Origin of the sequence: Limnohabitans sp. Rim8 (genome assembly GCF_945901735.1) — a bacterium.
Lineage (GTDB): Bacteria > Pseudomonadota > Gammaproteobacteria > Burkholderiales > Burkholderiaceae_C > Limnohabitans_A.
In genome coordinates this window covers 44966-56789 of the sequence record NZ_CAMDLM010000027.1, presented here as the reverse complement: position 1 = coordinate 56789, position 11824 = coordinate 44966, and the positions used below count along the sequence as shown (strand labels likewise).

Annotated in this window: 12 protein-coding genes; 8 read left to right on the top strand and 4 right to left on the bottom strand. The window is 60.3% G+C overall.

Translation table 11 applies throughout. The features are described 5' to 3' along the window. The first annotated feature begins 25 nt into the window (after positions 1-25). Genes Q0O99_RS13300 through Q0O99_RS13290 form a run of 3 tightly spaced genes read left to right on the top strand, consistent with a single transcriptional unit; the run spans position 26 to position 2267 of the window. Positions 26-1222 (top strand): PLP-dependent aminotransferase family protein, encoded by a 1197-nt coding sequence (locus tag Q0O99_RS13300; protein ID WP_293752321.1) that lies wholly within the window; start codon positions 26-28, stop codon positions 1220-1222. A 3-nt stretch (positions 1223-1225) separates the two neighbouring features. Further along, entirely contained in the window at positions 1226-2026 is an 801-nt protein-coding gene (locus tag Q0O99_RS13295) for an alpha/beta hydrolase (protein WP_293752319.1), read from the top strand. Positions 2027-2051: 25 nt separating this feature from the next. Further along, positions 2052-2267: a DUF3820 family protein gene (locus tag Q0O99_RS13290; RefSeq protein WP_293752317.1), complete on the top strand. Its 216-nt coding sequence runs from the start codon at positions 2052-2054 to the stop codon at positions 2265-2267. A 52-nt stretch (positions 2268-2319) separates the two neighbouring features. On the opposite strand, the gene def is transcribed toward Q0O99_RS13290, so the two are convergent. From def to Q0O99_RS13275, 3 genes are read right to left on the bottom strand one after another with little or no spacing between them, the layout of a single operon-like run. Continuing rightward, positions 2320-2859: a peptide deformylase gene (def, locus tag Q0O99_RS13285; RefSeq protein WP_293752315.1), complete on the bottom strand. Its 540-nt coding sequence runs from the start codon at positions 2857-2859 to the stop codon at positions 2320-2322. Between the two features lie 7 nt (positions 2860-2866). Next, on the bottom strand, positions 2867-3259 hold the full coding sequence (locus Q0O99_RS13280) for a 5-fold beta-flower protein (RefSeq protein ID WP_293752313.1): 393 nt from the start codon (positions 3257-3259) through the stop codon (positions 2867-2869). A 7-nt stretch (positions 3260-3266) separates the two neighbouring features. After that, entirely contained in the window at positions 3267-4964 is a 1698-nt protein-coding gene (locus tag Q0O99_RS13275) for an AMP-binding protein (RefSeq protein WP_293752311.1), read from the bottom strand. 203 nt (positions 4965-5167) lie between these two features. Here Q0O99_RS13275 and Q0O99_RS13270 point away from each other — a divergent pair, with 203 nt between their 5' ends. Beyond that, complete coding sequence (locus Q0O99_RS13270) at positions 5168-6436, top strand: serine hydrolase (RefSeq protein ID WP_293752309.1); 1269 nt, start codon at positions 5168-5170, stop codon at positions 6434-6436. Positions 6437-6499: 63 nt separating this feature from the next. Here the strand turns inward: Q0O99_RS13270 and Q0O99_RS13265 are convergent, their stop codons facing one another. Then, the gene (locus tag Q0O99_RS13265; RefSeq protein ID WP_293752307.1) at positions 6500-7447 is read right to left on the bottom strand and encodes a LysR family transcriptional regulator; all 948 of its coding nucleotides are present in this window, start codon (positions 7445-7447) and stop codon (positions 6500-6502) included. 112 nt (positions 7448-7559) lie between these two features. Here Q0O99_RS13265 and Q0O99_RS13260 point away from each other — a divergent pair, with 112 nt between their 5' ends. The 4 genes from Q0O99_RS13260 to Q0O99_RS13245 all read left to right on the top strand — a co-directional run bounded on the left by Q0O99_RS13260 (position 7560) and on the right by Q0O99_RS13245 (position 11799). Further along, positions 7560-8204: a glutathione S-transferase family protein gene (locus Q0O99_RS13260; protein ID WP_293752305.1), complete on the top strand. Its 645-nt coding sequence runs from the start codon at positions 7560-7562 to the stop codon at positions 8202-8204. 8 nt (positions 8205-8212) lie between these two features. Continuing rightward, positions 8213-9031 (top strand): CmcJ/NvfI family oxidoreductase, encoded by an 819-nt coding sequence (locus Q0O99_RS13255; protein ID WP_293752303.1) that lies wholly within the window; start codon positions 8213-8215, stop codon positions 9029-9031. Between the two features lie 72 nt (positions 9032-9103). Further along, positions 9104-10372: a ribulose-bisphosphate carboxylase large subunit family protein gene (locus Q0O99_RS13250; protein WP_293752301.1), complete on the top strand. Its 1269-nt coding sequence runs from the start codon at positions 9104-9106 to the stop codon at positions 10370-10372. Between the two features lie 8 nt (positions 10373-10380). Beyond that, a complete protein-coding gene (locus tag Q0O99_RS13245) occupies positions 10381-11799 on the top strand; it encodes a four-carbon acid sugar kinase family protein (RefSeq protein WP_293752299.1) in 1419 nt (472 codons plus the stop codon). The last annotated feature ends 25 nt before the right edge of the window (positions 11800-11824 follow it).

The window sequence follows — 11824 nt, the reverse complement described above, 5'->3', positions numbered from 1 at the left end:
CCAAGTCAACACGGGAAGATACACCATGCCTTTGCAATTTGCCGACCGCCTGAACAACGTCGAAACCTCCGCCATCCGCGAGCTGTTCAAGCTCTTGGGCAAACCCGGCATCATCAGCTTTGCAGGCGGTTTTCCTGACAGCGCCATGTTTGACGTGGAGGGCATCCGCGAAGCCAGCAACGCCGCGCTGAGCCAAGACCCCGGCGCGGCCCTGCAATACGGTGCGACCGAAGGCTTTGGCCCGCTGCGCGAGCAGCTGGCGCACTTCATGGGCCAAAAGGGGGCGAAAGACGTCACGGCTGACCAATTGATGGTGACCACGGGCAGCCAGCAAGCGCTGGACCTGATTGGCAAAACCATGATCAGCCCGGGCGACAAGGTGATCGTGGAAGGCCCAACCTTTTTGGCCACCATCCAGTGCTTTCGCCTTTATGGGGCCGAACTCATCAGCGCCCCGGTGGACGGCCACGGGGTGATAACCGATGTGCTGGAAAAGCTGATCGCAGAGCACCAACCCAAATTCGTTTACCTGATCCCTACTTTCGGCAACCCCAGCGGTGCCTTGCTCAGCGCCGAGCGCCGCCAACAGGTGCTCCAGATGGCGGTCAAACACCAGACCCTGATCGTCGAAGACGACCCGTATGGCGATTTGTATTTTGGCGAAGCCCCACCACCCAGTTTGTTGGCCATGAGCGCTTCTGTGCCGGGTAGCCGCGAGCTGCTGGTGCATTGCGGCTCGCTGTCCAAAGTGTTGTCGCCCGGCTTGCGCGTGGGCTGGATGGTGGCACCGGCCGAGTTGCTGTCTCGCGCCACCATGTGCAAACAATTCAGCGATGCGCACACCAGCACCTTTGCCCAAGCCACAGCGGCGCAGTACCTGTTGGCTGGGCGCATGCCCGCCACGCTGGACAAAGTGCGCGCTGTGTATGCCAAGCGCGCCCAAACCATGGGCGATGCTTTGCGCCGCGAATTGGGCGATGCGGTCGAGTTTGTGCAACCCCAAGGCGGTTTGTTCGTGTGGGCGCGCCTCACAGGTGCAGGCGGCAAAGTGGCCGACGGCAATGTGTTTGCCAAACGCGCCATCGAACAGGGCGTGGCCTTTGTGCCGGGCACACCGTTCTTTTGCGCCCACTCCGACCACGCCACCTTCCGCCTGAGCTTTGCCACCGTGGGCGAAGACAAGATCCTTGAAGGCGTTGCGCGCCTGGCCAAGGCTTTGTAAACCATGGACAAGCAGGAGCGGTGCATCACCGTCAACGGATCCGAAGTTTGGCTGCAAGGGCAGGGCGACGAAGTCATCCTGATGCTGCACGGCTGGCCCGATACCCGTGCTTTGTGGGACGGCACCGTGGCCGCATTGCAAGACCGCGCCACCTGCGCCCGCCTGACACTGCCTGGCTTTGAAACTGGCCCTGCCGCGACCAGTTTGGACGACATGTGTCAGCTCTTGCGTCAGATCGTGGACCGCATCAGCCCCGACCAGCCCGTGACCTTGATGTTGCACGATTGGGGTTGCATTTTTGGCTACGAATTGGCCATGCGCCACCCCGAACGCGTGGCCCGTGTGGTGGCGGTGGATGTGGGGGACCACAACTCGGGTGCCCTGCTGCGCGAATGGGGTTTGAAGGAAAAACTGTCCGTCATGGGCTACCAAGTGTGGCTGGCCTTGGCCTGGACGCTGGGCGGCAACTTGGGCACCCGCATGACCCGCGCCATGGCCCGCTGGCTGCGCTGCCCCTGCGACGCTGGCCGCATCACCCACAAGATGAACTACCCCTATGCCATGCGATGGTTCGGCACGGCGGGTGGCCTCCAGCATGCGGCGCCAGTCCAGTTGCCCATGCCGCTGCTGTTTGTCTACGGCGAGCGCAAGCCCTTCATGTTTCATTCGGCCCAATGGCTGGAAAAAGTCGCGGCCAAGCCTGGCAGTGCAGTGCAGGGCTTGCCCTGTGGCCACTGGGTCATGGTGTCCAAACCCGAAGCTTTCCATGCGCGAGTGCGTCAATGGTTGTGGGGCGAAGTCTGAGCGGACAAGACTGAAAGGCTCGTGCATGAAACCCGAAGACCTGATGAAACTGGTCAACACACCCATGCCCTATGGCAAACACAAAGGCATGTTGATTGCCGATTTGCCCGGCAACTACCTCAACTGGTTTGCGCGTGAGGGCTTCCCCAAGGGTGAAATCGGTCAACTGCTGCAGCTCATGCAGGAGATCGACCACAACGGTTTGAGCGACCTGCTCAATCCCCTGCGCCAGCCTCGATGAGTTGGGTCGTCAGGCCACCGGCTTTTTTGGATGTCAGGCTTAGAGCGTTGGCTCAATCGTCCTCGGCCGCGCTGATTTCTGGAAAAAGCACCTCGGTGAAACCAAATCGGCTGAAGTCGCGCACCCGCATGGGGTAGAGTTTGCCGATCAGGTGGTCACACTCGTGTTGCACCACGCGGGCATGAAACCCGTCCACCGTGCGGTCGATGGCCGTGCCTTTTTCATCGAAGCCGGTGTAGCGGATGCGCGACAAGCGCGGCACCACACCGCGCAAGCCGGGCACCGACAGGCAACCCTCCCAATCGTCCTCTTCCTCGGCCCCCAGCGGCGTGATCACCGGGTTGAGCAGCACCGTGCGCGGGACCAGCGGACGGCCTGGGTAGCGTGGGTTCATGGCCGTGCTCCCAAAAATCACCAGTTGCAAGTTCACGCCAATTTGCGGAGCGGCCAGGCCTGCGCCGTTCACGGCCACCATGGTGTCGTGCAAGTCGGCAATCAAGGCGTGCAACTCGGGCGTGTCAAAGGTTTGCACCGGCTCGGCCACGCGCAGCAGTCGGGCGTCGCCCATCTTGAGGATTTCTCGAACGGTCATGTCATTCTCACATGAAGAAATAAAAAAACACGATCATTTGCATGCGCCGCAGCCCATCGGCGCGCCCAATCTGGCGGCCAGAGCCGTCGTAGAGCCTGTCCCCATCGATGCGTCCCATGGCCGAGCCCGAAGCGCTGTACAGGCGGTCACCGTCAATGCGGCCCATCTGGCTGCCCGAGGCGCTGTACACCCGGCTGCCATCGATGCGCCCCAACTGCCGCCCTGATGCGTCATAGACGCGCTCGCCGTCGATGCGACCCATTTGCTGACCCGAAGCGTTGTAAAAGCGCTCGGCATCCACCCGTCCAATCTGCCGACCGCTGCCGTCGTAAAGGCGCTGGGCAAACGCCGTGGGCAGCAGCAGGGCGGCCAACAGCCATGCGAGCATCCATTTCTTCATGCGGGCCTCATGGGTTTTCTTCTCGGAATTCGTCCGCGTGGCGGCCGCCTTGGGCTGCACGCGCATTTTCTTGGGCGCGCAAATCCACGCGGCGGATCTTGCCCGAAATGGTCTTTGGCAGGTCGCTGAACTCGATGCGGCGTACCAATTTGTAGCCCGAAACCCGCTCCCGCATGAACTTGAAAATTGCCCCCGCCGTAGCCGCATCCGGCGCGTGTCCTGGGGCCAAAATCACATAGGCCTTGGGCACCAAGCCGCGCAAAGGGTCGGGCGCGGGCACCACCGCCGCCTCGGCCACGGCCGGGTGTTCGATCAACGCACTCTCCAGCTCAAAGGGGCTGATGCGGTAGCCCGAGGACTTGAACACATCGTCGGCCCGTCCGACATAAGTGATGTAACCCTGCTCGTCTCGTTGGCCCACGTCGCCCGTGTGGTAGTACCCTGCGCGCATGGCCTCGGCGGTTTTGTCCGCGTCGTCGGCATAGCCGTTCATCAACGCGGTGGGGCGGTGCGCCAAGTCGATGCAAATTTCGCCCTCGTTGGCGGGTTTGCCATCGGCGTTCAGCAGCACCATTCGGTAGCCGGGCAAAGGCCGCCCCATCGAACCCGCCTTGAGCGGCGCACCCGGTGGGTTGCCAATCTGGGCGGTGGTCTCGGTCTGGCCATAACCGTCGCGGATGGTGATTTGCCAAGCGGCTCGCACCTGATCGATGACCTCGGGGTTGAGTGGCTCGCCCGCTGAAATCAGCTCGCGCAACTGCACGGGCCAGGCTTTCAGGTCCTCTTGAATCAGCATGCGCCACACCGTGGGCGGCGCGCACAGGGTGTTGACCCGGTGTTGCACCAGGGTGCCCAGAATGTCTGGCCCGTTGAAGCGCGCGTAGTTGTAAATGAACACGCAGGCCTGCGCGTTGAGCGGAGCAAAAAAACAACTCCAGGCGTGCTTGGCCCAGCCCGGTGAGCTGATGGTCCAGTGCACATCGCCTTTTTGCAGGCCCAGCCAATACAAGGTGGACAAATGCCCCACCGGGTAACTTTGCTGGGTGTGTTGCACCAGCTTGGGTTTGGCCGTGGTGCCCGAGGTGAAGTACTCGAGCAATGGATCGGTCACCCGGGTCGGCTCGGGTGGGGTGAAGGCGGTGCTGGCCTGGTGCGACTGCGCGAAATCGTGCCAACCTGCAGGCAAGCCCGCGTCGCCCGACACGCTCACCAAGCTCAGCCCGTTCGTCACGGCGCTGGGCAACTCCAGCACCTTGGCCATGCCCACCGCATTGGTGATGATGCACTTGACCTGCCCGCGTTCCAGGCGGTCTTGCAAATCATCGCCCGACAACAGCGTGGTGGCGGGGATCAGCACCACGCCCAGCTTGATCGCGGCCAGCATGGTCTCCCACAGGGGCACTTCGTTGCCCATCATCAGCAAAATCCGGTCGCCCTTGCGCGCACCCAGGGTCACCAACCAGTTGGCCACTTGGTTGGAGCGCTGCGACAACTCGGCATAGCTCAGGCGAAACTGCTCTCCCGAGGCCTCCACAATGTGCAAAGCTGGGGCGGGGTTGTCCTGTGCGATGCTGTCAAAGTAGTCCAGCCCCCAATTGAAATGCGTCAAAACCGGCCAACGAAACGCCGCCACGGCGGCCTCGTAGTCGGTGCGGTGGGTCAGCAAAGCATCGCGGCTGGCCATAAATTGTTCAAGTTCGCTCATGGGCTCCTCGGCGGGTGTGGGTGGCTAGTTCATGCGGCCAAAACAGTTTAGCGCCTGTGCAGGGGGGGGTGCATGGGGGCTTGTCTGGAGGCCAATGTCTGCTGGCGGCATCCAAGCGTCTGATAAGCTTTTCTTGAAATGTCTCATTTGATAACAACAAGCTATTTGGATAATTTATGAATTTTGCACCTTCAAAATGGGCTATGTCTGTGCTCCTGGTTGGCTGGCTCGCCATGCATTTGTGCGCCGGGGCCGAGACCTCATTCACGCGACCGGACGGTCCGGATGCCGAGCGTTTGGGCATGAAACAAGGCTACCCGGTCTGTGCCCAAGCCGTGACCCGGCCTGAGTGCCGGGTGGGCACTTGGTCTGCCAATGAAAAAATCGCACCCAGCTCTGTCGTGAGTCCGTCTGGCGACCCCATGCCCTTGCCGCGCTGGCCCGATGCGCCCGCCATCAGCTACCGCTGGGGGCTGTTCAGCAAAACCTTGGACGACTTCATGGCCGACACCAAAACCACCGGCCTAATGGTGATCAAAGACGGCCGAGTGGTGGCCGAGCGCTATCAATATGGCCGGCAACCCGACATGCGGTTTCGCTCCTTTTCCATGGCCAAAACTTTCACGGCGATGCTGGTGGGCATGGCGCACAGCAAAGGCCTGATTCGCTCACTGGACGACAAAGCGGCCGACTACTGGCCTGAAATTGCGCCTTCTGCTTACGGCCAAACCACCATCCGCAACTTGCTGCGCATGTCCTCTGGCGTGCCTTTCCGAGAGCTTTACACCTGGACGCCCGACGACGACATCTGGCTTTGGGGCCGTGTCTTGTATTTGCCTGAAAACCACATGCGGCCCGAGAAAATTGTGGAATACCTCAACACCAAGACCACCCGCGAAGCAGAGCAGGGCCTGCGCTTCAAATACGCCACCATCGAAACAGAAGTTTTGGGCAGGGTTTTGAGCCGCGCCGCGGGCATGAGCATCACCCAGATGACTCAAGAATGGCTGTGGCAACCCATGGGTGCAGAGGCACAGGCGCGTTGGCTGCTGGCAGGGGCTGACCAAGGCGAGGGCACGGGCGGAAGCTTCAATGCCACGCTGCGGGACTACGCGCGCTTTGGTGTGCTGCTGGCCAACGATGGCCTCAGGGGCGGTGTGCAGATCATTCCCCGCGATTACCTGCTTGACGCCACAGATGCGGCACGCCAACCGGCGGCATTTCGGCCGCGCAACGCGACGCCGGGCATGGGTTACGGCTACCAAACCTGGATTGCGCCTTACAAAGAGCGGACATTTGCGTTGCAAGGTATCCATGGTCAGCACATCATGGTGCAACCCAAATCGGGCATTGTGATGGTTCAGACCTCGGTCAATGACCAGCCCAGCGGCCGTCAAGATGCACGACCCTACCAACTGCGCGACGCCTTGTGGCTGGGCGTACTCAAGAGTCTGGGTGGGGTCACGGACTGAAAAAACGCCAATATGTCACCTGATTGGGCTGAATCGGTCGTCAGATTTAAATTGACGATTGCATCAACTGTCTTGGGACATGCTGCGTTGCAGGAAATCGATCAAGGCCTGATTGCGAGAGATCTTTTTTCGCTCAGGTGGGCACAGTGCAACGATGTGGGTGCCGAACTTGGTTTTCGGGGTCCAGGGGGTCAGCACTTTGACCAAGCTGCCTTGTTCGATGGCCGGGACGCACAGGTAGTCGGGCAACAGGGCGATCCCCATGCCAGCCAAGGCAGCTTCCAGCACGGCTTCCGGGTTGTCGACTCGGTACCGCCCGCTCACTTTGACTTCCGCCTGGCGGGGCCCGCTCGGGTTGGCGGCCAGGTTGTGCTGCAAGGTCCAGTGGTCATCGGTGTTGTCGCGACGGTAATACACACACGCGTGATCTTTCAGTTCGGTGGGTTCAGAGGGCAGGCCGTGTTGGGCGATGTAGGCGGGGGCAGCGGTCAAAAACCATTTGATTTCGGTCAGGGGTGTGCCGTGGCGCTCGTGCTGCGAGTGGCTTGACCAACGCAGGGCAACGTCGATGCGCTCGGCGGCCATGTCCATCATGCGGTCGGTCAGCATGAGGTCGATCTCCAGATGGGGGTGCAGCTTGAGAAATTCGGGCAGGTGCTTGGCCAAAACCCACTGACCCCAGGACACCGGTGCGGTCAACCGCAAATTGCCGCTCAGCTCTGTTCGCAGCGAGCGCACGCGTTCCATGCCATCGGACACTTCGGCCAGCGCCCTTTTTGCATAGTCCACATAGGTTTCTCCGGCTGGCGTCAGCGCGACCTTGCGGGTGCTTCTGCTGAACAGTGTGGTTTCCAGGCGCTCTTCCAGTTGAGCGATGCGTTTGCTGATCAGGCTTTTGGCCACATCCAAGGAAACGGCGGCCTGACTGACGCTGCGACATTCCGCCACTTTTAGGAAGGCTGCCAGCATGTCGGTGGAGATGGGGCGTTGCTGCCGCTCGGGTGTGCTCATTGTTCGTGGTTCATAAACAATCGGTTTGCATTACAGCAGTTGTTTTGACTCGGGTCAATTTTTAAACTGGCTTGGCTTTTGTTCATGAAACCACACAAACCACGGAGACAACATGAAAATTCACGCAGACCCGATTACCGTCAACTGTAAAAAAGTGCTGGCTGGATTGCAGCTGATGGGTGCCCCCTATGAGTTGGTGCACGTTGACTACTTCAAGGGGGAACAAAAACTGGAACCCTTTGTGAGTCTGAACCCCAACGCGTCTTTGCCTGCCATGGTAGACGGCGATTTGGAGCTCTGGGAGTCCAACGCCATCTTGCAGTACGCGGCAGACAAAACTGGCCATGCATCGTCCTATCCCCAGGATTTGAAAACCCGTGCCGACATCAACCGTTGGTTGCTGTGGGAGTCTTCCAGCTGGTTTCCAAGCTGTTATGTTTTTCTGGTGGAAAACTGCGTTAAGCCATTGCTGGGCGGCGCAGCTGATCCGGCAGTCCTGGCGGCGCAGGAAGCTCAGTTCCACAAGCTGGCGGGTATTCTGGACAATCGCCTGGCATCGAGCCGCTGGGTGTGTGGTGACCAAGTCACCATCGCGGACATCGCCTTGGCTGCCCCCTTGCATTTGCATGGTTGGCAAAAATTGCCTTTGGGCCCCCACAAAAATCTGACACGCTGGTTGCTGCAAGATGTCGAGGCACTGCCTTGCTGGCAAAACACCATGGTCTACGAAGGCTTCACCACCCAAAAAACGAATTGACTTCAGCCATGACCGATTTGCACGCCGTCCGCGCGAGTTTGAATTACTCAGAGGACAACGGCCAACCGCCGGATTATTATTTTTATGAGCCGGACCCGAGTGTGAAGATCAATCCGCCGGGGACGGACGTGCACGAAATGGCCATTCACGATGCATGGCCTTTGCGACATGACATTCGTCTGGACAAGGAGGGCTTTGAGTTGCATGACTTTGACCCCTCCTTCAAGGACTTTGCCAATGAATCGCAGGTCAAGCAGGTGTTCTATCAGCAGGTGGTGGATTTTGTGAAGGCCCACACAGGGGCCAAACGGGTGGAAGTTTTTGACCACACCATACGGCAGCGTTTGCCCGCCGATCTGAAGCAGCAAACCGAGGTCCAAAGGCCTGCCGTTTTGTTGGTCCACAGCGATTACACGGTCAAAAGTGGGCCGCAAAGGGTGCACGACATCTTGCCAGATGATGCCCCGCAGCTTTTGCAAGGCCGGGTGGCTTTTTACAACGTTTGGAAGCCACTTTACCAACGGGTTGAGGAGTTGCCCTTGGCCATGTGCGATGCCTCGACACACGACGAAGGCGACATGTTGCGCATGGAGCTCAAGTACCTGGACAGAACGGGCGAAATTTATGTGATGCGGCATTCGCCCAAGCACCGCTGGATGTTCTTTCCATTTATGGAGGCGCACCACGCTTTGATGCTCAAAACCTATGACTCGGCCACCGATGGGCGTTGTCGGTTCATGGGGCATTCGGCTTTTGAGCACCCAGATACGGCGCCCGATGCCTTGAAGCGCGAAAGCATCGAAGTGCGCACGATGGCGTTTTTCTGAACGGTTCTGCCTTGTGGTGGCCCATCAGGCGTCATACGATGCTGGCTTCTTCCCTTCTAGCAGACTTGATCCATGAGCCAGCCTGGTGCGCGTTCCGAATTCACTGCCCGTTATTTCGTTGAAAGCACGGTGCCCTCTGACAGAGTGGCCGAAATCATTGCCGGAGAGCAGTCGAGTGGTACCTTTGTCACCTTGCCAGGGGAAACCGCGCAATTGAAAGAGCGCTCGCGAGCCCGGGTCACCCGTGTGCTGCCCAGTCCTGCCAGCGCGCAACCCACGCTGCACAGTGCTTTGCTGCAGCGCCAGGGGCTGGATGGGCCTTTTGAACGGGCCGAAATCGAGATTGCGTTTCCAGTGGACAACGTCGGGGCCAATTTGCCTTCGCTGTTGGCCACGGTGGCGGGCAATTTGTTTGAGCTCGGTGAGGTCACGGCATTGCGCTTGCTCGATCTGGATTTATCACCCTCTTATGCCGCCGAGTTTCAGGGGCCTGCGTTTGGCATCGAGGGCACTCGCCAGCTGGCGGGCGTGCACGGGCGTCCCTTGGTGGGCACGATTGTCAAGCCCAGCATTGGTTTAAGTGCCGAGCAAACGGCGCAGCTGGTGGATTCGCTGTGCGCTGCGGGGATTGATTTCATCAAGGACGATGAATTGATGGCCAATCCGCCCTACGAGCCGTTTGCTGCGCGGCTGGCGGCGGTGATGCCGGTGCTGCATCGGCATGCCGATCGCTTGGGGCGCATGCCGATGTATGCCTTCAATGTCTCGGGCTCGATCGATGACATGCTGCGCCAAAGCGAGGCAGTGGCGGCTGCCGGTGGCACGTGTGTCATGGTCAGCGTCAATTGGATGGGCTTTGCCGGGGTGGAGCATTTGCGCAAGAACACCGCTTTGCCCATTCATGGCCACCGCAATGGTTGGGGGGCCTTGACGCGCCACCCCGGCTTGGGTTTTTCTTTTGCGGCCTTCCAAAAGTTGTGGCGGCTGGCGGGGGTGGACCATTTGCATGTGAATGGTCCCAGCAGTAAATTTTGGGAACCCGATGCGTCGGTTTTTGCCAATGCGCAGGATTGCTTGCGTCCGTTTGCGGGCTTGCAACCATTGATGCCTGTATTTTCTTCTGGACAGTGGGCCGGTTTGGCCCCGGAAATTTACCGGCAGCTGGCCTCTTGCGACCTGATGCATTTGGCTGGCGGGGGCATCATTGGTCACCCAGACGGCACCGCCGCCGGGGTGCAAAGCATGCGCCAGGCCTGGGAGGCAGCCGTGGCGGGCGTGGACCTGCAGCAAGCCGCCGCCCATCACAGCGAGTTGGCCCGGGCCTTGTCGCATTTTGGGTGAGCTGACCCATGACTGAACCCACACCCACACCCACACCCACAAACGCCATGCGGCTGGCCTTTTATGGCGACGATTTCACTGGCTCGACCGATGCGCTGGAGGTGCTGAGCTTTGCGGGGCTTCGCTGTGCCTTGTTTTTGCAGGTGCCCAGTGCGGCCTTGCTCGAGGCGTTGGGGCCGTTTGATGCCGTGGGTGTTGCCGGTCACAGCCGCGCCATGAGCCCTGAAGAAATGGACGAGCAGTTGCCGCCTGTTTTGGCCGCTTTGGCCCAGTTGCCGGTGCCCTTGGTGCATTACAAGGTGTGCTCGACTTTTGACAGCCATCCCGATGTGGGCAGCATTGGGCATGTGATGGATTTGGCACGTCAGGCCTTTGGCTCCGGGGTGATTCCGGTGGTGGCGGCCAACCCGGCCCTGGGCCGTTATTGCGCTTTTGGTCACTTGTTTGCGCGGTCGGCAACGGATGGCCAGGTGCATCGGATCGACCGCCATCCCATCATGCATGTGCACCCTGTGACGCCCATGACCGAGTCGGACCTGACCAGGCATTTGTACATGCAAACGCGCCAAACGGTGGCGACTGTCACGCTGCCCGTCTTTGAGCGGTCTGAAGCGCAGCAAGATGCCGAGGTGGATGCTTTGTTGGCATCGTCTTGCGAAGCATTGCTGTTCGATGGCACCCGGCCGGAACACCTGACGGCCACCGGTCGGCATTTGGCGCGTTTGTCGGCTTCGAGTCCGGGGCCGATGTTTGCGGTGGGCTCTTCGGGGCTGGAGTACGCCTTGACGCAATGGTGGCGTGAAGGTGCCTCCATGCCATGGCCTGCGCAGGCCTCGTCTTTTGACCGGTTTGCGGCCGTTTCCCAGGTGTTGGTGGTGTCGGCCAGTGCTTCGGCCTTGAGCGCGCAGCAAGTCGACATGGCCGTGCAGGCGGGATTTGCCGAGGTGGCTTTGGATGTGTGTGCATGGCTCACGCACCGCGAGCAGGCCTTGGCGGACATGGCCCAGGCGATCGTGACGGCTTGGCACAGCGGGTGCAGCGTGGTGGTGCACACGGCACGCGGCACGGGGGATGCGCGCATCGGTCAATTGCGCAAGCATTTGATGGCCTCAGGGCTGTCGCAGGCGCAAGCTGCGCTGCAAGGCGGGCGCTTGGTGGGCGAGTGTCTGGGTGAGTTGACAAAGCGGGTGTTGCAAACCGTGGAGGTGCCACGTTTGCTGCTGTCGGGCGGCGACACATCGAGCGCCATCATGCAGCGGCTGGGCCCGCAGGCCTTGCAGGTGCATGCCCGCTTGGCGCCGGGTGCCCCTTTGTGCAAGCTCTTGTCCGACAAGCCCCATTTGTGCCAACTCGAGGTTGCCTTGAAAGGCGGTCAAATGGGGTCGGCTGATTTTTTTGTCCAGGCCTTGAGGGGGCGCGAGGCTTGAACGCGGGTGCAGCGGTCGAGTGGGT

Coding starts and splice junctions, on each gene's coding strand:
- Q0O99_RS13260 (WP_293752305.1), top strand. CDS start 7,560: ATGAAAATTCACGCAGACCCGATTACCGTCAACTGTAAAAAAGTGCTG.
- Q0O99_RS13270 (WP_293752309.1), top strand. CDS start 5,168: ATGTCTGTGCTCCTGGTTGGCTGGCTCGCCATGCATTTGTGCGCCGGG.
- Q0O99_RS13265 (WP_293752307.1), bottom strand. CDS start 7,447: ATGAGCACACCCGAGCGGCAGCAACGCCCCATCTCCACCGACATGCTG.
- Q0O99_RS13245 (WP_293752299.1), top strand. CDS start 10,381: ATGACTGAACCCACACCCACACCCACACCCACAAACGCCATGCGGCTG.
- Q0O99_RS13250 (WP_293752301.1), top strand. CDS start 9,104: ATGAGCCAGCCTGGTGCGCGTTCCGAATTCACTGCCCGTTATTTCGTT.
- Q0O99_RS13280 (WP_293752313.1), bottom strand. CDS start 3,259: ATGAAGAAATGGATGCTCGCATGGCTGTTGGCCGCCCTGCTGCTGCCC.
- def (WP_293752315.1), bottom strand. CDS start 2,859: ATGACCGTTCGAGAAATCCTCAAGATGGGCGACGCCCGACTGCTGCGC.
- Q0O99_RS13275 (WP_293752311.1), bottom strand. CDS start 4,964: ATGAGCGAACTTGAACAATTTATGGCCAGCCGCGATGCTTTGCTGACC.
- Q0O99_RS13290 (WP_293752317.1), top strand. CDS start 2,052: ATGAAACCCGAAGACCTGATGAAACTGGTCAACACACCCATGCCCTAT.
- Q0O99_RS13300 (WP_293752321.1), top strand. CDS start 26: ATGCCTTTGCAATTTGCCGACCGCCTGAACAACGTCGAAACCTCCGCC.
- Q0O99_RS13255 (WP_293752303.1), top strand. CDS start 8,213: ATGACCGATTTGCACGCCGTCCGCGCGAGTTTGAATTACTCAGAGGAC.
- Q0O99_RS13295 (WP_293752319.1), top strand. CDS start 1,226: ATGGACAAGCAGGAGCGGTGCATCACCGTCAACGGATCCGAAGTTTGG.